Origin of the sequence: Tannerella sp., from assembly GCF_052170195.1 — a bacterium.
Classification (GTDB): domain Bacteria; phylum Bacteroidota; class Bacteroidia; order Bacteroidales; family Tannerellaceae; genus Tannerella.
Map to the genome: position 1 here is coordinate 45837 of NZ_JBQNAZ010000012.1, position 22600 is coordinate 68436.

Sequence of the window (22600 nt, forward strand, 5' to 3'; positions counted from 1 at the left end):
ATATAATAACAAAAAATCAATAAAAATAGTAATGAAAGGAATTTACGTTGTTCGACGAAGGTGGAACACCTTCACTATTACCATAACAGAAAATGTGTATAAAAATATGCTGCGTTTCTGGCTGATGGCGTGTTTGATATTATGTTCTAATGTCGGAATATGGGCGCAGAGTGCTCAGGTTATCAATCCATCCGGAGGAGCCGGATTAAATGATGGGCTGAAAATTCAGGTAAATACCAATGGAGCGTTAGCGGTTTATCGAAATAAAATGGCTCAGTATTGCTGTGCGAATGTCTGGCCAAATGGTGCTACGGGGGGAGTGCCTCTGACATTCCGTTTCAGTAAGGGGAATTCATATAATGCTTCAACGGCAACTTTGACCGCTTGCTCTACGACCCCTGTACAACAGAATGGCAATACGTATACGACCAGTATTACCGGATGGGTACGGTCTACTATCTCATCGGATTTGTTCTATGTGACAATCAATGTGACTTATACGCATCCCAATAACTATTTCTATGTAGATTATTTTGTAAGAGCTGCATCTAATCTGTCTGCTTCCGGAGAGAATCAACTTCTACATCTTTATTTATCTCATGATGCTTATATTTTGGGAAAAGACGGTTCACGAGGCTATCGATCTATAAACAACACAGGTGAGCTTATAGGAAACTACCGGTTAACAACAGACAGAGGTAGCTGTGGTGGTGGAGAAAATAATCCGACATATCCTTCCACTCACGGTTTCAAAACAAAGAACGGCTTCCGAAGTTATTATACTGGATATTACGGTTCTCGTAATAATTTGGTTTCTGAAAATAAATTGTCGAATACAGTCAACACAACGTGTGTGGATGATGGGGTTGCTGTAGAATTTACGATGGGGCCTTTTACTTCTGCCGGACAAGTATTTGCCAAGCAGGTGTTGCATGGTTACGGAAATAATAGAGGAGAATTTGATAATACACCGGTGAATGATCCTTCGGTTTCCGGATTATCCTCTTCTGCAGTAATGATTGAGCTTACCTCTAATGCTTATTCCGAATCTGAAGGAAACAGTGATCATACAACCAATACCGTTAAAATTCGTGTCACTGGAGGACGGTTAACTCAGGATCAGGTATGTAATTTTACCTTACATAACGGTACTGCCCAGCAAGGTTCTCATTTTACTTATGTGAAAGGGGTTACTATTCCTGCCGGAGATTATAGCACAGCGAAAGAAATAACACTGAATAATATCACAATCAAAGGTAATACGGAATGTAATACTGACCGTACTTTCCAAATATCGATTGATGACCCCGGTCAATGTAATGATTTGATACAAAAAAGTCCGACAAACAATCGGGCAACGATTACCATTCAGGATGATGAGGTTCGTCCTACGATTACGACGAATTTGCCGAATCTGGAATACCATTACGGACAGACTGTGCCAGCCATAACGTTTGCAACGAATCCAACCAATGCGACTGTGAATTGGACGAATTCGAATACGAGCATTGGTCTGAATGCTTCTTCCGGAAATGGGAACTTGCCTTCGTTTACTGCAAAAAACGAGAGTACGGCTACGATTACGGCTACGATTACTGCTACTCCCCAAGGTGCTTGTCCCGGAACGCCCAAGACATTTACAATCAAGGTGCATCCCAAGCTTAAGATTACATACGAATATAATGGAGGAACAGCACCGACTACGGCCAATCCGACCACTTTCTTATATGATCAGTTGGTGACGATTGCTAATGAACCGGTACGTAAAGGATACACTTTTAAGGGATGGACATGTCAGGAGTTAAATATTACAACTCCGGCCAAACCATTTGTTATTCCTCTACATACGGATAAGAACCTTACACTCCGTGCCGACTGGGGACTTGACAACTATACGATTGTGTATACACTCAATGGTGGAGTAGAGGAGGGCGGTACAAATCCGACGTTATACGACGTGAATACGCCGAGCTTCTCGCTGAAAGCTCCCAGAAAACCCGGCTTTACTTTTACGGGCTGGACTGGCAGCAACGGAACAGCTCCTAACACTTCGGTTTCGATTCCTCAGGGATCTACCGGAAATAGAAATTATACTGCTAACTGGACCGAAAATACGTATCCCATTTCATATAATTACAATTCTGGTAATGCTCCGGCTTCACCGAATAAAGCCAATTATAAGATTACGGAGGTACCTTTTGATATTAACTCTACGGCAGTGGCTAACCAACCCACCCGTGTCGGTTATGATTTTACCGGTTGGACAGGTCCTAATGCAACTTCGGCCATAAAGAACGTACATGTAACGAATGCCGTATTTCTTCCTTCGGGAGATCCGCAAGCCTTGTCGTATATGGCTAATTGGGTGCCGATCAATTATACATTGATTTATCATCTGAACGGAGGAACGGCTTCGAATCCGGCGAACTATACCATCGAATCGGCCGAGTTGAGCATAAACAAGCCTACCCGCTCGGGATATACGTTTACCGGCTGGACCGGAACGGGGTTAAGCGGTCAGGTGATGGACGTTAAGATTCCGCGAGGATCGACCGGAAATCGCGAATATACGGCTAACTGGACGCCGATTAATTATACCATTACGTATCGGGATGGTTCAACTAACATTACCGTTCCGGGAGCACCGACGCAATTCAATGATCCGCAGTTGCCGCTTACCATTAATAATGAACCGACCAAACCGGGTTGGACTTTTACCGGCTGGACGGGCGGTGTCGGATCTGATGGTGGAAAAGTGATTACTATTCCAAACAACACGCATGCAAATCAGATCTATACTGCTGCATGGACGCCGATAACCTATACGATTACATTCAATCCGAATAATGGGGTGAATCCTGCTATTCAGACGGAATGGACAAGTTACGATATGTCCAAGTTACCGTTAAGTGGCGTCAGTGTGACACCTACGCGTACAGGATATACCTTTAACGGATGGACAGGACACGGCCTGACGAATCATAAGGCTCCGTTCTCGATTATCTCTACGACAAACGGAGTACCCGGCGACCTGACCTATACGGCACAATGGACCCTGGATACGTATAACTTAAATTATGATTTGGGCGGCGGAACGGTTGCAACCGCAAATCCAGCGACATATACCTATACAACTTCCACGATTACGCTCAACAACCCTACGCGTACAGGCTATACGTTTGCCGGCTGGACGGGAACAGATATTACGGGAACAAGCATGTCTGTACAGATTCCGCAGGGCTCGGTAGGGCATCGTTCGTATACGGCTACATGGACGGCTGACAGATACACGATCACTTACGATCTGGCTGAAGGGATGATAACTACGCCGAACCCGGATGAATATTATGTCACAACCCCTACGATTACGCTCAATAATCCGAGTCGTTCGGGTTATACGTTTGCCGGCTGGACCGGAACGGGTATTGCCGGTTCGTCTACGTCGGTACAGATTCCGTTAGGCTCTACCGGAGACCGGACCTATACGGCTACATGGACTCCGATTACGTATACAATTAAATATGTAGATGATAACGGAACGACAGAGTTGCCTGCCGGAGCATTATCGGCGGGAGCTCCGACACAGTTTAATGACACAGAGTTACCGAAGGCTTTTACCGTAACGGCGACTAAAGCCGGTTGGACATTCGAAGGATGGGAGCAAGGAGCCGGAGCCGGGGGAACACCTGATGTTACGATTCCGAAAGCTGCGGCTTCTCATGCCCATCAGACGTATAAAGCGAAATGGACGGTAATTAATTACAATATTACGTATTCGCTCGATGGTGGAACTGTGGGAGCTCCTGCTAATCCGTCAACCTATCAGGTGACGTCTGCTCCAATCACGTTGACTCCTCCTACCAAATCTGGTTATACATTTGCCGGCTGGACAGGTACAGGGCTCACTACACCGACACTGAACGTGACGATTCCGACCGGTTCTACCGGTGCGCGATCGTATACCGCTACGTGGACACCTATTACCTATACGATAAAGTATGTTGACGATAACGGTACAACACCGCTTACGACGGTATCCCCTGGTGCGCCTGTGCAGTTTGACGATACCCAGCTTCCGAAAACATTTAGCGTAACAGCTACAAAACCCGGCTGGACCTTTGTCGGCTGGACTGGAGGAGCCGGAGCAAGCGGAAGCCAGTCTATTACAATCGCAAAAGAGTCGGCTTCACATACCAATCAGACTTATCGGGCAATCTGGACAGCTGATGATTACACGATTACGTTCAATGCAAATGGAGGGACGAATCCTACGATTCCTGTTAATCTGGCCGGTTACAAAATGACGACTTTGCCGCTTACTGCGAACGTAGTACCTACTCGTACAGGCTATACGTTTGCCGGTTGGACAGGACACGGACAGACGAATCAGACGGCACCGTTTACGATTACTTCGACGACAGCCGGTGTTCCCGGTAATCTGGTTTATAATGCCGGCTGGAATATCATTACCTATAATATCAGTTACGACCTCGACGGAGGAATGGTGGCAGGTAATCCTGCAACGTATCAGGTTACCGATAATGATATTACACTGATCAATCCCACGAAGTCGGGTTGGACGTTTGTCGGCTGGACGGGCACAGAGTTAGCGTCTGCCAGCCAGTCTGTAACGATCCCGCAAGGTTCGACGGGAAACAGAAGTTATAAGGCTACGTGGACGGCTAATGCCTATACGATTACATTTGATCCGAATCAGGGCGTGAATCCGGCTAATATACCGACGAGATGGTTAGGATATAATATGACCGACTTGCCTTTGAATAATATCAGCGTGACACCTACCCGTTCGGGATATGACTTTACCGGTTGGACGGGCCCCGGACAGACTAATCAGACAGCGCCTTTCAGCATTACGGATGCTACCCCCACCGTGCCGGGTAATCTTGTCTACGTGGCCGGATGGAACATCATTACTTATAATATAATATATACACTTGATGGAGGGACAGTCAATCCAACTAATCCTACGTCGTATCAGGTAACAACTCCTGCCATTACGTTGAACAATCCGACTCGCACGGGATATACATTTGCTGGTTGGACAGGTACCGACCTGACTGCTCCGTCTGCATCGGTGACAATTCCCACCGGTTCTATCGGACAGCGGAATTATACGGCTACATGGTCGGAAAATGGATATACTATTACGTATAACCTGAATAATGGGACGGCACCGGTTACGCCAAACAAGTCGACATTCAAGATTACGGATGTGCCGTTTACAATAAATACGACCGCTTCAGCCAATCAACCGACCCGTACAGGATATGATTTTACGGGTTGGACGGGACACGACTTAACCGTTGCGGATAAGACCATCAACGTTCAGGCAAGTACGTTCTCTACGCCGGGTACGCCTGAGAACCTGACCTATACGGCACATTGGAATCCGATTACGTATGCGATTCATTATACGCTCGACAATGGAACGGCTGGGGCCGGTCATATTACGTCCTACACGGTTGAATCTCCTACATTTAATTTGGTGCCTCCGACACGGAGCGGCTGGACGTTTGTAGGTTGGACCGGTAGTAACGGTTCCGTGCCGCAAACTACCGTTACGGTTCCTCAGGGTACGACGGGCGAATTGAACTACACGGCCAACTGGAGTGCCAATGCTTACACGATTACATTTGATGCGAATAATGGGGTAAATCCGACGATTCCATCTAATCTGGCAGGATATAATATGACGGATTTGCCACTTGACGTAGACTTGAACCCGACCCGTTTAGGATATACCTTCAAGGGCTGGACGGGGCACGGATTGCCGGGAACAACGGATCCGTTCCGGATTGAGAATACGATGCCGGGCGTACCGGGTAACCTGACTTTTACGGCTACGTGGGAGTTGAATAACTATACCTTGCATTATCATTTGGACGGAGGTATTCATGTACCGGGAAATCCATCTAGTTATAACGTGACACAGTTGCCGGTTAATGTCGCAACCGAACCGACGCATCTCGACCCGAATACAGTCTTTATCGGATGGACGTGTCGTGAAATGCCAACGGTTCCGATGACGCTGACATTTACGATTCCGGATCAAACGACTGGCGAACTGAACTTCGATGCACATTGGACCAAGAGCCTGCACAGTCTGAACAATAACCATCCGGGCAATATCAATGACACATTGTTTGTGTGTGAGGGACCGCGTATCCTGTATGGCGATCCGCAGGGAAAATCCTGGCAATGGATATTACCCGACGGACGGACACTGACGACGAAGAACATTGATGCAATGAAATCCGGACGTTATGTGTGCAGCACAAACTATGGAACAAAGATCATCAATGACACATTGCATGTCTACTTCTTGATGGAAAACAATCGCTCTTCAATCCGTTATATTACGACGACAGGGGCCAAATTGAACCGTGCGCAGGAATTTGTGCTCGATATTCCGCGCGAGATGTGGCCGCATGTCACTTCGAACTGGAGTGTTTCCGGAGGAGGGGTCATTCGAAAATCTTCAGCTGATTCGCTAATGGTTACTTGGGGAATGATGGGTGAGAAGTCTGTTACCGTCGACGTGACATTCACGTATGCCGGAATCCAATGCAGCAAGCGCTTATCTACGAATATTCAGATCGGTCAGCGTTCGCTTGGATTCTTCGTCAATCATCGGGCGACAGGCGGACAGCAGGATGGTTCATCATGGCAAGATGCTTTCCTGACCATCACTGACGCGCTTGCACATGCTACAGTGGGCGATCGTATCTGGGTGGCTAAAGGAACGTATCGGCCAGTGTCCGGACGAGCCTTTGAGATTTTGCAAGACAGTATCGAGATTTATGGCGGTTTCGAAGGAACGGAAGAATATCTGTATCAACGTAACATTTCTCAGCATGCGACGGTTGTAAAAGGAAACGGCGCATCGGTGTGGAAAATCATGAATTCGACGGGAAGCCGTATCGACGGGTTTGTGGTTGAAGACGGACGTGCCGAGCGAGGTGCCGGTGTGCTTTACGAAAGTGCTTCGGGTACGGTAGCGAACTCTATTATCCGTGATAATGTAGCCACCAAGCAGGGGGGAGGAATCTATCAGCCTGCACCGTTACATGGTTATCCGGCATCGCTGATTGTCAATACTGAAATCAGCGGAAACCAGTCATCCGAAGGCGCCGGTATCTACAATGATGGTGGTGACCTGAGTATAGTGAATGTGACCATTAGTGGCAACAAGGCTAAGCGTGGCGGTGGATTGTATAACAAGGCAAGCAGTCCCGTAATCACGAATACGATTATCTGGGGCAATGTGTCTACCGAAGGTACGCCGGAGACGAATGAGGTGGTTAACGACGGCGGTTCTCCCCTTTACGCATTCAGCATTATCGGCGGTTCGATGGCTTCGGGCAAATGGAATGCTGCTCTCGGACGAGACAGCCAGGGTAATATGGATCGGAATCCACTGTTTTTGCGTAAGGGATTTGAAGATGATGGCGTGACGATGCGTCGCGGAGATTACAAGTTTTCGCATTCAAGTCCTGCCATAGAAGGAGGCTATAATGGAGCTGTCTTGCTGATCAAAACGCCTTGGGATATACTTTTGCAGCATCCGAAGTCATCGTACCATTCGGGCTTACGTTTCGATTTGAATCATAAGGAACGTATCAGCGAGAGCCGTGTGGATATCGGGGCCTATGAGTTCAATGCGGGAGACCTCGTTTTCAGACCGCTCTCGCGTTCAGTCACTCTGCCCGAAGTGCCGGGACTGATCACCGAGCCGGGACCTGGTATACATATGGTGAAGGGACAAGATAATTTTGTCTTTACCGTACGGCCGAAAGTAGGATACAGTCTCGAATATCTGACTGTAACAACCGGTATTCCCGTTCGTGACAAACACGGTATCATTATGAATAAAAACAGTGATGGCAGTGTAACCGTAACCATCTTGAAAGTCTGGGAGTCATTGAATGTGTCGATCAATGGGGTCAGCCCTGTTTCCAACACCTTGATGCCTCAGCATAAGGTATGGGCGAACAGACAACATCTCTATATCGAAGCTCAATATGCCACCATCATGCAGCTTTATACGCTTGATGGGAAGCTCCATACTCAGCAGATGATTCCACAAGGTAATACGAGTCTTCCGTTAGCCGCAGGATTCTATACTGTAGTCATGGATGGTCGGGTTTACAAAGTGATGGTTGAGTAAATCGTTTTTCCTCCGGTTTTCCAAATTGATATGATCAGAGGCTGCCCCGTAAATTTTTATGTGGGCAGCTTTTTTTGTATATCGTAAGCTATATCATGTGGGGCTACGTTACTGCCACGTTGCTTAGGGCGTGTTTAGAGATAAAATATTGTCAATCTCAGAAGTTTGGAGACAATTTTTGAAACGAATCCCCTAATATGTTTTTTATGTTGTAAAACATAAAACGCTTGCTGTGTTGTTAAAAAATATAGGCCTACCTTTGTCCCGTCAACACAATTTAAAAGATATACATTGCAAACAAAGAGAACAAACTTCATTTTATGCCGCATTTTTTGAAGATAATCATTCAGGATATGACATATCCGCATGTTTCTGCTTTGTACGAGAGTGATTGGATATTTTTAACATGAGTATACTTAGTATAATTAAAAACAAAAAAGCATGAAAGTAAAAAAACTTTTTGGAGCGAGAGGTCTGCTTGCACTGTTGCTGTGTATCTCGACCCTTTCGCTATCGGCGCAGACGATTACCGTGCGGGGAACCGTGACGGATCGAAACAATGAACCTTTGACCGGAGCTACCGTCATGGTGGAAGGGAGTACGAGTCAGGGTACGGTGACGGATATTGACGGAAACTACACGCTGGCGGGTGTTAGCAGTAAAGCGAGTCTCGAATTCAGCTACGTAGGTATGAAAGTTCAGAAAATTGCGATCAACGGCCAAACGACAATTAACGTAACACTCGAAGAAGACAGCGAAGTGCTGGGCGAAGTGGTGGTGACCGCGTTGGGTATTAAGCGTGATAAAAAAGCTCTGGGTTATGCGATTCAGGAAGTAAAAGGAGATGATATTGTGTCAGCTCGTGAAAATAATATTGCCAACGCCCTTTCTGGAAAGATTTCCGGGTTGCAAGTCATCAAATCGAGCAATGGGCCGGGTGCTTCGTCTAAAATTGTCATCCGCGGTAATAACTCGGTGACCAACCTGAATCAACCCCTTATTGTAGTGGATGGTGTACCGATGGATAACTTCACTGGGGCTGATAATAATGACTATTGGAATCCCTCTGCCGATATGGGAAACGGTCTTTCCGATATTAATCCGGAAGATATCCAAAGCATGTCAGTTTTGAAAGGTGCTTCGGCTGCGGCTCTTTATGGTTCTCGTGCGGGTAACGGTGTCATCCTCATAACGACAAAGAGTGGGCGTAAGACGGAAGGTCTGGGAATTACGATTTCATCGTCCGTTGCTTTTGAAAACATTTTTGTGCATCCTGAATTGCAGAATACGTTTGGACAAGGAGAAAACGGCGTTTACAATGCTGAATCTGGATCGAGCTGGGGCCCGAAAATTACCGGTCAGGAATATGATAAATGGAACAAGGAAAAAGCTCAGATGCAGGCTTACGATAACATCAATAATTACTTTGACAAATCGGGTACGAACTTAACGGAGAATATCGCTTTTTCGCAGCAATACAATAATGTATCTGTTTATACGTCTGTGAGTCGTATGGACGATAAAAGTAAGATTCCGGGTGCAAACCTCAGTCGTACGAATATGACGGGACGTGCAGTGAGCAAGTTCGGAAAGGATAATAAGTGGACACTCGATACAAAGGTTCAGTATATCAAGACAGATGCCAAAAACCGTCCGGTGAGTGGAAAAAACTCATCCAATCCATTCTTGACTATGTACAGTCTACCTCGTTCGATGGATATTCGTGATTTCAGTTCTGCCGTTGATGAAAATGGAAAAATGATTTGGTGGGGAAAAAGTTCCGCAATCAACCCATATTGGCTGAGAGACTATAAACTGAGTCATGATCAGCGCGAGCGATTCGTTTTGTTCGGTTCGTTGAAGTATGAATTTACAGATTGGTTGAATGCCGAGATAAGAGGCGGAACAGATATTTATTTCACCGAGTATGAAAACAAGACCTATGGAAAAAGTCCGTTGACGGAAACAGGACGTTACAGTTTTGGTGAAGAAAAATTCTATGAGAACAACTTCAGTTTTCTTATCAGTGCACAGAAGGATAATCTTTTGGGTAAATGGGGTGGAGCGGCTACATTTGGCGGCAATCTGATGCATCGCAAACATACCGGTGTTCATGCCAATCCTGATGAATTATTGGTGCCGGATCTGTTTACTTTCGGCAATGCAAAGAACAAAATTGAAGCGAGCCGTAAATACTCGGAAAAGAAAATTAATTCGCTCTATGGAACGGCTCAGGTAAATTACGGCGGGTATTTGTTTTTGGATGCGACATTCAGAAACGACTGGACTTCCACTCTGTCTCCCGAGAACCGCTCGTTCTTCTATCCTTCGTTAAGTACTTCATGGGTCATCAGCGATATGCTGAGAGAAGAAGGAGATGGTATGCCGAACTGGTTCAATTATGCGAAAGTTCGTGCTTCGTGGGCACAAGTCGGTAACGACCTTGATCCGTATCAACTGTACAATACGTATTGGATTGGTAAAGACCCCGAAAATCATGCAACGGCCGGAACAAATGGAACTTTATATGATCCTACGGTGAAAAATGAGTTGATTACCTCATGGGAAATCGGTACCGAAATGCGTTTCTTTGACAGCCGTCTGGCTGTAGACTTTGCATGGTATAAGTCAAACGCAACCCATCAGCTGTTGAATCTGCCTACCGACCCGATGAGCGGATATACTTCGAAGAAAATCAATTCTGGAAATATTCAAAATCAGGGTTTTGAGTTAATGATTAACGGATATCCCGTACAGACAAAAGATTACGCATGGAATATTCAGGCCAACTTCTCGAAAAACAGTAACACGATTAAGGATTTGACAGACGGGGTGAAACTTTATCAGCTGGGCGGATACGATAACTTGCGTGTGTATGCTACGGTGGGAGGTAATTACGGTGAAATATACGGAACAACTTATCAACGTGTCGAGGATGAAAAAAGTCCATATTACGGAAAAATCATTGTCGATGAAAACGGTCTTCCCGTCGGAGATAATAAAATAAAAAAAGTGGGAGATCAGCAGGCGGATATGTTATTCGGTTTGACCAATTCATTCCGTTATAAAGGCTTTTCGTTGAGTTTTCTTATTGATTCCCGTATAGGGGGAGACATTTTTTCGGCGACTAACCATACACTGCAAGCTTCAGGATCGGCTGCCATCACTGCTCCGAACGGAGAACGCCAGAAATTTATTGTCGATGGAGTCGTAGCCGACGGTAAAGGTGGATATAAAGTGAATGAGAAAGAAACGACACCGCAGGAATATTGGGGCAGAGTAACCGGTCAGACAGGAAACCTCGGAATCTCCGAAGCCAATATTTACAGTGCGACCAACGTTCGTTTACGTAATGTACAGTTGAACTATGAATTTGCAAAGAGCATGTTGCACAGTACACCTTTTAAGCAACTTAAATTAGGCGTATCGTGCAATAACGTGTGGATGATATCGAGCCATCTGAATGGGGTAGACCCGGAGTCTGTGTTTGCAACCAGTACCAATGCTGTCGGTTTTGAGGCATATGCTCCTCCTACATCTCGTACTTATTTATTTAATGTTACACTCGGTTTCTAAAAGAATAAACAATGAAAAAGATAATTAATTATATTTTTATGACGGGACTGTTGGTGCTTGCCAACGCTTGTTCCGATTTCGATGAGATCAACAATGATCCTAATGCAGCATCCGAAGATCAGATCAACGTGATGTGGATGCTTAATAAATCGATTACGGATGCTCAAATGGATCCTCATATCCATGAACGCATATTCGTCTATTACTGGATGGACGCTGCCAGAATGCAACGATTTGGTTATATTTCGCTGGGAAATAGTAATGACGGATTTAATCATGATTATTTGAATAGTTATATATCCAATTGGATGAAATCGGCTAAACAGATGGTGGATCTGGCAGATAAACAACTTGCCGAAAACAAACTTACCGCGCCGCATGATATTGCCATGACAAAGAACATGAAAGAAGTCGGACGTATCTGGTATGTCTATTTGTTAAGCGAATTTACGGATAATTTCGGACCGGCTCCTCTGGATGCTTTCCAAACAAAAACACCGACGTATTCAAGCGTGAAAGACGTATATTATTTCATGCTTCAGGAATTGAAAGATGCTCAATCGAAAATTGATGTTTCCATAAAACCGGAAGACAGCGAGAAGAAATTCGATCGTGCTTACGAATTTGATTTTGCGAAATGGGTTAAATATGCCAATTCGATGCGGATGCGCTTAGCCATGCGTCTATCGGAAGTAGACCCTGCAAAAGCGAAAGCGGAATTTGAAGATGCTGCAAAGAACAGCTACATATCATCTATCGATGATGTATTCCGTGTCAAAGAACGTGATGGGTGGGATCCTCTGGCAGGAGTCATGTCTCGTGGGTGGAATACTTTCACAATGGGAGCAACGTTTGCAAATATTGTAGTTGGGTTAGGTGGTGTGAAAACATCCGATCTTCTGACGGCTGCTAAATACCAACCTTATATTAAGGCTAAGAACTATCTGGGACGTCGTCTGCAGGATCATTGGCCTTCTTATACGAACGATCCCTATACCGGATTCTTTATGGATGGTTTGCCTTATAGTATAGATCCCCGTTTCTTTACTGTTTACACGTTACCTTTGGATGATGAACATAGCTTTAATCCTACAACCGTTAAAAAAGATGGTAAAGATGTTGTAAACAAAGATTCGATTTTCTATCTGTATAAAGTTGCGGAGCAGGTTCCTGAAGGCGCCAAACCAACAAAAGTGGACTCGATCAATGTAAAATATGCGATCAATGGCTATTCTAATGGAAGCTGGGGAGATGCAGGTTCGGCCAACGGTGCGCTTTCGGTATCTTACAAGACAGCCCCTGTAATCTCAAAACAATATCGTAAAAGTGAAAACTATCGTGTGTTTTTCGGAAACTGGGAAAGTTTCTTTTTGATAGCGGAAGCAGCTCTCAGAGGATGGAATGTTGCTATGCCTGCCAAGACTGCATATGAAAATGGTATCAAAGCAAGTTTTGCTTATAATAAGGCAGACGAATCAAAACTTAGCGACTATCTGAAATCGGAAGATTACAACCGCGTGGGTACATCGGTTAACTGGGATCATACGGCAGAGCCTCCGGCATCTGTGGAAATGGATATTGTAAACGGATATACTCATAAGGCGGAAAAATACACGTATAAGTATCCGGTTGCTTCACAAACGCTTTATGGAAAAGCACTTAATGATCATTTAAGCAAAATTATTACACAGAAGTATATTGCGCAAATGCCTTGGCTGGCGTTAGAAGTGTGGAGCGACCATAGAAGATTAGGACTTCCGTTCTTTGAAAATCCTGCGGTTGAAAAACCGTTGACGAGAATGACATGGCTGACAAAAGACAATGTGAAAAACAGTCAGAGTTATAAATTCTTTTCACAAAGAATAAAATACCCGTCTTCTTTAGAGAATAGTAATCCGGAAGGATATAAACAAGCGATAGAGAAACTTGGAGAAAATGAGGTGTTTACTCCGCTCTGGTGGGCAAAACATTAATCACGGTAAAAGCTTAATCGCTTTATAACAAGGGGCTATCCTGAAAGTGAGAACTTGACGGATAGCCTTTGTTATTTTCAGGACGGTGTGATGTAGATGCTCGGATAGCCGGCAGTACTTTTTGTCCTCACATGGTTATCGTAAAAAAAGACGCTACATTTTCCGGAAAAACACACGTGTTTTTTAAAAAATGTAACGTCTTTTTCTTAAAGCACTCCGCTCTTTTGCGGAAGCAATATAACAGGTTTGTTATCGCTCTTCGATCGCTGTTACTTCAGCAGGGGAAGGGGATGAGGTTTATAGCTCCTCATCGTTCCAGAAGAAGTCGTCGGTTATATCGAGGCTGGTAAATTGTTCCAGCTCGCGGCGTTCTTTTTTTGTGGGGCGTCCCAATCCTTTGGCCCGGTCTACAAAGCCGGATATCCGGTTTAGTTCGAGTTTCTCGTACTCTTCGGGAGGGGTGATGTTTTCGAGATATTCAGGGACTAATTTGGCACCCATGCGGTTTTCTGTCAGACGAAGCACCTTGAACGAGAACGTGACCGGAGGCTTACGCACTTCGATGATGTCGCCGACCTTAATCATTCGCGATGGCTTCACGTTCACTCCTCCCATGGCGATGCGATTCTTTTTGCAGGCGTCGGCCGCGATGGTGCGCGTTTTGAAAATACGTGTAGCCCACATCCACTTATCGATTCTGACTTCATCCATATTCATCAGCGATTGAACTGATTCATGGTTATATCTGCTCCGGCAAGGCAGAAGCTGCGTATCATCTCGACAGCCAGTTTCACGCAGTCCGGCATTTTGTCAAGTTCTTCGTCGGTGAACGGGCTCAGGACGTAATCGACTTGTCGTCCGCGCGGAAAATCGTTTCCGATCCCGAAACGCAGGCGGGCATACGCTTCCGTGCCGAGCAGTTCCTTGATATTCCGCAATCCGTTGTGTCCGGCATCGCTTCCTTTCGGTTTCAGTCGCAAAGTGCCGAACGGAAGCGACAGATCGTCTACCACCACAAGCAGTTGCGAGATGGGCACGGATTCTTTTTGCAGCCAGTAACGTACGGCATGGCCGCTCAGATTCATAAATGTATTCGGCTTCAAGACTACCAGCTCGGCATTTTTCACACGAAAACGCGCCACGGCTCCGTAACGCTCTTCCGTGAAGTGCGCACCGGCCGCTTCGGTCAATGCGTTAACTACACGGAAACCGATATTATGGCGCGTACCCCAGTACTCTTCGCCTATATTTCCTAACCCGACAATCAGATGTTTCATCACTCGAAAAAGAATCATTAAAAAAGAGGAGTATGTCTCTCTCGAAAAACATCTCCTCCCTCTTTGTTTACAAAAGCAATAGCTTTTCTTATTTTCCGGCTGCGGCGGCAGCTCCGGCAGCACTCTGTGCGGCACGTGTCATCTTCACCGCGCATACAACTGCATTCTTCGGACTGATCAATTCTACATGATCAAACTGCAATTCGCCCACCTTGATGGTTTTGCCCAGCTCCAGATGATCGACATTGACCGTCAACTTCTCCGGAATCTGTTCTGCCAGCCCTTTCACTTTCAGCTTACGCATGGCCTGCGTCAACTTACCACCGGCTTTCACACCGACAGCGTGACCGCTCAATGTTACCGGAACGTGCATCTCGATCGGTTTGTCGGCAAATACTTCCTGAAAATCCAAATGCAATATCGCATCCGAAACAGCATGAAACTGAATCTCTTTCAAAATAGCATTCACTTTTCTTCCATCTCCCATCTCGATCGAAACCAGATGGATTTCCGGTGTATAGATCAGTTTGCGCACTCCATCGAACGATACGGAAAAATCCGTGACAATGATTCCTTTACCGTCTCCGATTTCTACCAGCTTCTCTCCTGCATTCATTTTTCCCGTATAGGGCAATGCAACAGGTTCCTGACCATATAAAACGGCCGGGATCATGCCTTGTTTGCGCAGGTTTTTCGACATTTTCTTGCCGAGGTTCTCCCGCGGCGTTCCTTTCAATTCAAATGTTTTCATTTTTCTAAAAATTGTGTTACTCAAAATTAGTTTCTGCTTCCTAATTTCCCATCACACGACGACAGGCCTTTAAAAAAGCGCCGCAAAGATAAGAAAAAATACCGGAAAATCATTCGGCGGATAACGGAAAGAATATGAACCGTATCGGAAACTGTTTTTTGAAACTCGACGAATGCTCTTTATTTGCACTGTTGCAAAGATACATGCTGTAAGAAAAGACGGGCTTCTCTTGTGATTTTCCGCTGTCTGCTTGGAAGACGAAATATTTTGAGTACTTTTGTTTTCATAATCATTTAATTCGGTTCGATGAAAAAGACAGCATTGATTACAGGTATCACGGGGCAGGACGGTTCGTTTCTGGCGGAATTTCTAGTCGAAAAAGACTACGAAGTACATGGCATTCTTCGCCGTTCCTCATCTTTCAATACGGGACGGATCGAGCATTTGTACCTCGATGAATGGGTACGTGACATGAAGCAGCAGCGTCTGATAAACCTGCATTACGGCGATATGACCGACAGCAGTTCGCTCGTGCGGATCATCCAGCAGACACAGCCGGACGAAATATATAATCTTGCGGCACAAAGTCACGTGAAAGTGAGTTTCGATGTGCCGGAATATACGGCCGATGCGGATGCTCTCGGAACACTTCGCCTGCTGGAATCCGTGCGTATCCTCGGGATGGAGCAAAAGACACGCATCTATCAGGCTTCGACGTCCGAATTGTTCGGACTCGTGCAGGAAGTGCCACAAAAGGAGACGACTCCTTTCTATCCGCGTTCACCTTACGGGGTGGCCAAGCAGTACGGCTTCTGGATTACGAAGAACTACCGCGAAAGCTATGGCATGTTTGCCGTAAACGGTATTCTGTTTAACCATGAGAGTGAACGGCGTGGAGAGACGTTTGTCACGCGCAAGATCACCCTTGCAGCGGCACGTATCGTACACGGACTTCAGGATAAGCTTTATATGGGAAATCTCGATGCGCGTCGCGATTGGGGATATGCCAAAGATTATGTGGAGTGTATGTGGATGATGCTTCAACATGATCAGCCCGAAGATTTTGTGATTGCTACCGGGCAAATGCATACCGTGCGGGAGTTCTGTACGCTGGCTTTTAAAGAAGCCGGGATCGGATTGCGCTGGGAAGGCGAGGGCATAGGAGAAAAAGGAATCGACGGGAAGACGGGACGTGTACTCGTCGAAGTCGACCCGAAGTATTTTCGTCCGGCCGAAGTGGAGCAGTTGCTCGGCGATCCGACGAAAGCAAAAACGTTGCTGGGCTGGAACCCGAACAAAACATCGTTCGAGCGTTTAGTGAAAATTATGGTGGAACATGATCTGAGGGTTGTGGGGAAGCAGGGAATAAGAAGAGACGAAATATAGGGTAAATTAACCACAAGTTACACAAGTAGAATAAATAGGAGATGCACGAAAATGAGATTGCTAAAATAATATTTGCTGCAGCAGTCAAGATTCATAAAGAATTGGGACCCGGATTGTTCGAAAGTGCTTATGAAACTTGTCTGGCATATGAGCTACGCAAGCGGGGACTGGTAGTAGAAGAACAATAAGAACTTCCTATTATTTATGAAAGTATTTACTTAGATAAAGGCTATCGGATTGATGTATGCGTTGAAAATAAAGTTGTTGTTGAGTTAAAAGCAGTAGAGATGATAACGGATGTGCATAAAGCTCAGATATTAACGTATTTCAAATTGTCAGGCTGTAAACTCGGTTTGCTGATTAATTTTAATGTTCCTTATATGGACAAAGGGGTACATCGGTTTATCAACGGAACATTATAATAGATAATTAATGAATTTTCTCTTGTTCAACCTGTATATTTTCTTGTGTAATTTGTGGTAAAAAATAGAAGAAACATGAACCAATCATCCAAAATATACGTGGCAGGGCATCGTGGACTGGTGGGGTCGGCCATTTGGAGCAACTTGCAACAGAAGGGGTATACCCGCTTGATAGGACGTACGCACGATGAGCTCGATCTGCTGGATAGCACCGCCGTGCGTCGTTTTTTCGACGACGAACGTCCCGAATATGTTTTTCTCGCAGCCGCTTATGTCGGCGGGATTGTGGCAAATAACCGATACCGTGCCGACTTTATTTACCGTAATCTGGGCATTCAGCAGCATGTCATCGGTGAGAGTTACCGGCACGGCGTGAAGAAACTGCTGTTTCTCGGAAGCACATGTATCTATCCGCGTGACGTATCGCAACCCATGAAAGAGCAGGTGCTTCTGACCGCCCCGCTCGAATACACGAACGAACCATATGCGATAGCCAAAATAGCCGGTCTGAAGATGTGCGAGAGTTTCAATCTGCAATATGGCACGAACTATATAGCCGTGATGCCGACGAACCTGTACGGCCCTAACGATAACTTCGATCTCGAACGCAGTCATGTACTACCGGCGATGGTGCGCAAAATCCATCTTGCAAAATGTTTGGAGGAGAGAAATATGGATGCGGTGCGTGCCGATCTGGCCAAGCGTCCCGTCGAAGGAGAAGACGGCACGGGAAGCGACAAGGACATCCTCGACCTGCTGGCGAGATACGGTATCACTCCGTCGGGGGTAACGCTCTGGGGGACGGGACGTCCTTTGCGCGAATTCCTTTGGAGCGAGGAGATGGCCGATGCCTGCGTCTATATCATGGAGCATGTCGACTTCGATGATCTGAGGGATGAGGCGAACGAAGTCCGAAACTGTCATATCAACATCGGCACGGGAAAGGAGATTGCCATCCGCGAATTGGCACAACTCGTAGCCCGTACCGCCGGTTATCACGGAACACTTGCCTTCGACGCTTCAAAGCCTGACGGAACGATGCGTAAACTGACCGATGTCTCGAAGCTGCATGCTCTTGGATGGCATCATCGGGTCGAGATAGACGAAGGCGTGGAACGGATGTATCGGTGGTACTTACAGTAGCTCTCCCATCGTTTCGAGCTCCTGATAGAGCCGTTGTACCGGCAGGCCCATCACGTTGTAGAACGACCCTTCGATGCCGCGCACGCCGATGTAGCCGATCCACTCCTGAATGCCGTATGCCCCGGCCTTGTCGAAAGGTTTGTACGTATCAACATAAAACGTAATTTCCTGATCGGATAGCTCGGCGAAATCGACGACCGATGTCACGGAGAACTCGTTTTGTCTCTCTCGCGAAGTCAGCACGACAGCCGTCACGACCTTGTGCTTCCGCCCCGACAGCCGGTGCAGCATCCGTATCGCATCATCCCGGCCTTTCGGCTTTTCAAGGATATCTCCGTCGAGGATGACAATGGTATCGGCGGTAATGATCAGCTCGTCGGGTTTCATGTTCGGAAGGTAGGCTTTCGCTTTCTCGCGAGCGATGAAGCAGGGGATTTCTTCCGGCGCGAGACCGGCGGGATGGGACTCGTTGATATCGGGTATCAGACGCACCTCAAAATCGAGGTTCAGTCCTTTCAGCAGCTCCCTTCGTCGCGGCGAAGCCGATGCCAGAATAATTTTATGTCGGGTCGGCAGGGTATTCGTTGCCGGCTTCGCGGCAGTCCCCGTACGTTTATGCCCCTTTTTCAGGGCGGCTTTCCGCGCCTCGTATGCGGCGAACCGTTTTTCCAGATAATTATCAGCCATCTCGTATCGTTATTGGGCAGACGGTTGCCTGCGTGTCATGACTGCGAAGAGCGCATGTAAAGAGAAAAATCTTGTTTTTATATACATTATCTTATTGATATCTTCGTGTTACGGAAAGCAAAAGTAAAGACTCGTTTTGTTTTTCCCAAATCCTTTCGTACTTTTACGGTCGTAAATAAACGTTATACCAATGAAAAAAATAGCAACAGTGTGCACCATGGCAGCAATGATGGCATGCAGCAGCGTAGAACAGAAGCAGGAACAGGCCTCCGGAACATCGGTTATCGGACAGCCTGATGTGAAGATTGAGAACGGACAAATGTCTCCCGAAGTATTGTGGGCATTCGGACGGGTAGGAAACATGTGCGTTTCGCCCGACGGCAAACGTGTGGCTTATACCGTTACGTATTACAGTATCCCCGAGAACAAGAGCAATTCGGAGGTGTATGTGATGGATGCCGATGGGGCAAACAAGAAACAGCTTACACGGACAGCCGCTCGCGAAGGTGCGCTGGCATGGCTTCCTTCGGGCAAAGCGATCGCTTTCTTGCGCGATGGCAAACTCTGGAACATCGATCCAGAGAATGGAGCCGAGACGCAAGTATCCGGTATCGAGCAGTCGATCGACGGGTTTCTCTATGCTCCGGCCGAAGATAAAGTGCTGTTTGTTATTTCTACCAAGATCGAAAAATGCACGGGTGCAGAACTTTACGACGATCTGGACAAGGCCAATGCCTATGTCTACGACGATCTGATGTATCGTCACTGGGACAGCTGGAAAGACGGCAATTACAACCATATCTACGTGGGAGACCTTGTGAGCGGCAAAGTGAAAGCGGTGGAAGATATTATGCCCGGCGAGCCGTATCATGCTCCGACCCGGCCTTTCGGAGGCACGGAAGAGATCGCATGGAGTCCTGATGGAACGACTATTGTTTATACCTGCAAAAAACTGACCGGCAAAGAATACGCTTTTCAGACAAATTCCAATCTGTATGCGTACACGTTGGCCGATAAAAAGACGCGACTTCTTACTCCCGATATGCCGGGCTACGATAAGAATCCGCAATTCTCGCCCGACGGTAAGCAATTACTCTGGTCGAGCATGCGTCGCGGAGTCTTCGAGGCCGATAAGGAGCGTATGATGTTGATGGACTGGCCGACGGGTGAGATGAGAGATGTTTCCGAAGCACTCGATGCAAGCCCTTCGTCACTGCAATGGACGGCCGACGGTAAAACGATTTATCTGACAGCTCCTATCAAAGAGGCTCATCAGTTGTTCGCATTTGACGTCGCAAGCGGAACGTTCAAGCAGCTTACCGAGGGCGATCAAGACTATCAGCATGTACAGCTTGCCGGCGACAAACTGATCGTAACACGTACAACGCATGTCAATCCGGCCGAAATATTCCGCGTCGATCCGACCGATGGCAAGGCCGAAGAGATATCGTTCGTGAACAAGGAGCTGATGGATAAGCTGAACCTCCCGACATTCGAGAAACGTTTTATCACCACGACCGATAATAAGGAAATGGTCACATGGGTGATCTATCCTCCCAAGTTCGATGCGTCGAAGAAATACCCGTTGCTGCTCATGTGCACGGGAGGGCCTCAGGGCGTACTCGGTCCGTCGTTCAGTTATCGCTGGAATTATATGCTTATGGCGTCGCAGGGCTACGTCGTAGTCGTGCCCGCACGGCGTGGAACATCCGGTTCGGGACAGGAATGGTGCGATGCCATTTCAAAGAATCACGGTCAGCAGGACGAGCAGGATTTGCTTACTGCCATCGATGCAATCGGCAAAGAGCCGTGGGCCGATGCCGAACATATCGGTGCGATGGGAGCAAGCTACGGAGGATATTCCGTCTTCCATCTGGCCGGAACGCATAAAGGACGCTTCAAAGCGTTTTTGGCACATTGCGGAATCTTTAACATGGAGTTTATGTATTCGACGACAGAAGAGATGTTTTTTGAAGAATGGGAGCAGGGAGGTGCACCTTGGGATAAGGAAAATAAAGTGGCACAGAACTCATTCGCTCATTCGCCTCATCTCCTCGTGAAGAATTGGGACACTCCGATCATGGTAGTTCACGGCGAACGTGACTTTCGCGTGCCTTATTCGCAAGGAATGGCAGCGTTCAATACCGCCCAGATGCTTGGGATCGAGAGCCGTTTGCTTATCTTCCCGACCGAAAATCACTGGGTGCTCAGTCCGCAGAACGGAATCGTCTGGCAGCGTGAATTCTTCCAATGGTTCGATAAGCATTTGAAGGCAAAATAGATCGAATGAAGAAAAAGGAAATCATTCCATAACGAAGAAATATGAGAACCAATATCTATATATTTTTTGCGCTGTTGGGAGGAGTCCTCTGGTCTGCTTGCGGTCAGTCGCGAGGAGATGCGGAAGCGTACGGGAGAGACGTTGTTTCCGAAGAGGTGACGGCTAAAAGTGTCTCCACGTCTACCGCGGATGAGACGACAGACCTTACAGCTTCTGCTTCGTACGAAAGGAAGCTGACGAAAAGGGGAACCATTCGTTTCGAAACATCGGATGCGAAGAAAACTCACGCAGCGATTCAGCAGGCGGTGGTTGAAACGAAAGGATACATATCGAGCGATAATCTGAATCAATACGGCAATCGGATCATCCATACCGTTACGATTCGTGTTCCTGCAAGTCAATTTGATGCGTTGCTTGACCGGATTTCGTTGAATACGGACAAGATCGAAGACAAACATATCGAAGTGCTGGATGTCACGCAGGAATATATCGATCTGGATACTCGTATCAAGACCAAGAAAGAACTCGAAAACCGTTATCAGGAGCTGCTCAAGCGCGCCCATACGATCGACGAAATTTTGAAGATCGAAGAACAGATCGGTGTTTTAAGAGCCGACATTGAATCGGCCGAAGGACGTTTACGTTATTTGACCAATGAGGTGACGTTCAGTACCCTTACTGTCGAGTTTTATGAGATGTCATCCGTTATAGCCACCGGATTCGGGTATGAATTGAAAGAGGCTTTCCGAAACGGATGGAATTACTTGTCGCGGCTCATTCTTGTCGTGGTGAATCTTTGGGCGATACTCTTGTTCATCATCGTTATATGGGTGCTTGTCGTAAAACTCAGAAAGTGGCGGAAAAGAACCTCCAAGAACAATGTATAACCTTCGTGTGGTCCGGGAAAAGTGTTTGG

Annotated in this window: 11 protein-coding genes and 1 pseudogene; 8 read left to right on the forward strand and 4 right to left on the reverse strand. The window is 46.5% G+C overall.

Annotated features, from left to right (window positions below; genetic code table 11):
• Nucleotides 1-31: 31 nt before the first annotated feature.
• The 3 genes from ACTTKA_RS05200 to ACTTKA_RS05210 all read left to right on the forward strand — a co-directional run bounded on the left by ACTTKA_RS05200 (nucleotide 32) and on the right by ACTTKA_RS05210 (nucleotide 13737).
• On the forward strand, nucleotides 32-8188 hold the full coding sequence (locus ACTTKA_RS05200) for an InlB B-repeat-containing protein (protein WP_442724231.1): 8157 nt from the start codon (nucleotides 32-34) through the stop codon (nucleotides 8186-8188).
• A gap of 441 nt (nucleotides 8189-8629) precedes the next feature.
• Nucleotides 8630-11764, forward strand: a complete 3135-nt coding sequence (locus ACTTKA_RS05205) for a SusC/RagA family TonB-linked outer membrane protein (RefSeq protein WP_442724232.1) — start codon at nucleotides 8630-8632, stop codon at nucleotides 11762-11764.
• Between the two features lie 11 nt (nucleotides 11765-11775).
• Nucleotides 11776-13737, forward strand: coding sequence for a SusD/RagB family nutrient-binding outer membrane lipoprotein (locus tag ACTTKA_RS05210; RefSeq protein ID WP_442724233.1), 1962 nt, complete (start codon nucleotides 11776-11778; stop codon nucleotides 13735-13737).
• 297 nt (nucleotides 13738-14034) lie between these two features.
• Here the strand turns inward: ACTTKA_RS05210 and ACTTKA_RS05215 are convergent, their stop codons facing one another.
• The 3 genes from ACTTKA_RS05215 to ACTTKA_RS05225 all read right to left on the reverse strand — a co-directional run bounded on the left by ACTTKA_RS05215 (nucleotide 14035) and on the right by ACTTKA_RS05225 (nucleotide 15765).
• On the reverse strand, nucleotides 14035-14448 hold the full coding sequence (locus ACTTKA_RS05215; protein WP_442724234.1) for an RNA-binding S4 domain-containing protein: 414 nt from the start codon (nucleotides 14446-14448) through the stop codon (nucleotides 14035-14037).
• A gap of 5 nt (nucleotides 14449-14453) precedes the next feature.
• Nucleotides 14454-15014, reverse strand: coding sequence for an aminoacyl-tRNA hydrolase (gene pth / locus ACTTKA_RS05220; RefSeq protein WP_442724235.1), 561 nt, complete (start codon nucleotides 15012-15014; stop codon nucleotides 14454-14456).
• An 88-nt stretch (nucleotides 15015-15102) separates the two neighbouring features.
• Complete coding sequence (locus ACTTKA_RS05225; protein WP_442724236.1) at nucleotides 15103-15765, reverse strand: 50S ribosomal protein L25/general stress protein Ctc; 663 nt, start codon at nucleotides 15763-15765, stop codon at nucleotides 15103-15105.
• A gap of 306 nt (nucleotides 15766-16071) precedes the next feature.
• Here ACTTKA_RS05225 and gmd point away from each other — a divergent pair, with 306 nt between their 5' ends.
• The 3 genes and pseudogenes from gmd (at nucleotide 16072) to ACTTKA_RS05240 (ending at nucleotide 18716) form a co-directional block, all read left to right on the forward strand.
• The gene (gmd, locus tag ACTTKA_RS05230; RefSeq protein ID WP_442724237.1) at nucleotides 16072-17151 is read left to right on the forward strand and encodes a GDP-mannose 4,6-dehydratase; all 1080 of its coding nucleotides are present in this window, start codon (nucleotides 16072-16074) and stop codon (nucleotides 17149-17151) included.
• A gap of 41 nt (nucleotides 17152-17192) precedes the next feature.
• A pseudogene (locus ACTTKA_RS05235) lies at nucleotides 17193-17573 on the forward strand (GxxExxY protein).
• A gap of 75 nt (nucleotides 17574-17648) precedes the next feature.
• The gene (locus ACTTKA_RS05240) at nucleotides 17649-18716 is read left to right on the forward strand and encodes a GDP-L-fucose synthase family protein (RefSeq protein WP_442724238.1); all 1068 of its coding nucleotides are present in this window, start codon (nucleotides 17649-17651) and stop codon (nucleotides 18714-18716) included.
• On the opposite strand, the gene ACTTKA_RS05245 is transcribed toward ACTTKA_RS05240, so the two are convergent.
• A complete protein-coding gene (locus ACTTKA_RS05245) occupies nucleotides 18708-19403 on the reverse strand; it encodes a Maf-like protein (RefSeq protein WP_442724239.1) in 696 nt (231 codons plus the stop codon). The two genes, ACTTKA_RS05240 and ACTTKA_RS05245, sit on opposite strands and share 9 nt — an antisense overlap.
• Nucleotides 19404-19593: 190 nt before the next feature.
• Between ACTTKA_RS05245 and ACTTKA_RS05250 the strand changes: the two genes are divergently transcribed.
• Together ACTTKA_RS05250 and ACTTKA_RS05255 are read left to right on the forward strand one after the other, a co-directional pair.
• The gene (locus ACTTKA_RS05250; protein ID WP_442724240.1) at nucleotides 19594-21684 is read left to right on the forward strand and encodes a S9 family peptidase; all 2091 of its coding nucleotides are present in this window, start codon (nucleotides 19594-19596) and stop codon (nucleotides 21682-21684) included.
• A gap of 41 nt (nucleotides 21685-21725) precedes the next feature.
• A complete protein-coding gene (locus tag ACTTKA_RS05255; RefSeq protein ID WP_097560158.1) occupies nucleotides 21726-22571 on the forward strand; it encodes a DUF4349 domain-containing protein in 846 nt (281 codons plus the stop codon).
• The last annotated feature ends 29 nt before the right edge of the window (nucleotides 22572-22600 follow it).

Excerpts from the sequence above, each read along its gene's own strand:
- ACTTKA_RS05200 (WP_442724231.1), top strand. The coding sequence starts at position 32 with ATGAAAGGAATTTACGTTGTTCGACGAAGGTGGAACACCTTCACTATT.
- ACTTKA_RS05205 (WP_442724232.1), top strand. The coding sequence starts at position 8,630 with ATGAAAGTAAAAAAACTTTTTGGAGCGAGAGGTCTGCTTGCACTGTTG.
- ACTTKA_RS05210 (WP_442724233.1), top strand. The coding sequence starts at position 11,776 with ATGAAAAAGATAATTAATTATATTTTTATGACGGGACTGTTGGTGCTT.
- ACTTKA_RS05215 (WP_442724234.1), bottom strand. The coding sequence starts at position 14,448 with ATGGATGAAGTCAGAATCGATAAGTGGATGTGGGCTACACGTATTTTC.
- pth (WP_442724235.1), bottom strand. The coding sequence starts at position 15,014 with ATGAAACATCTGATTGTCGGGTTAGGAAATATAGGCGAAGAGTACTGG.
- ACTTKA_RS05225 (WP_442724236.1), bottom strand. The coding sequence starts at position 15,765 with ATGAAAACATTTGAATTGAAAGGAACGCCGCGGGAGAACCTCGGCAAG.
- gmd (WP_442724237.1), top strand. The coding sequence starts at position 16,072 with ATGAAAAAGACAGCATTGATTACAGGTATCACGGGGCAGGACGGTTCG.
- ACTTKA_RS05240 (WP_442724238.1), top strand. The coding sequence starts at position 17,649 with ATGAACCAATCATCCAAAATATACGTGGCAGGGCATCGTGGACTGGTG.
- ACTTKA_RS05245 (WP_442724239.1), bottom strand. The coding sequence starts at position 19,403 with ATGGCTGATAATTATCTGGAAAAACGGTTCGCCGCATACGAGGCGCGG.
- ACTTKA_RS05250 (WP_442724240.1), top strand. The coding sequence starts at position 19,594 with ATGAAAAAAATAGCAACAGTGTGCACCATGGCAGCAATGATGGCATGC.
- ACTTKA_RS05255 (WP_097560158.1), top strand. The coding sequence starts at position 21,726 with ATGAGAACCAATATCTATATATTTTTTGCGCTGTTGGGAGGAGTCCTC.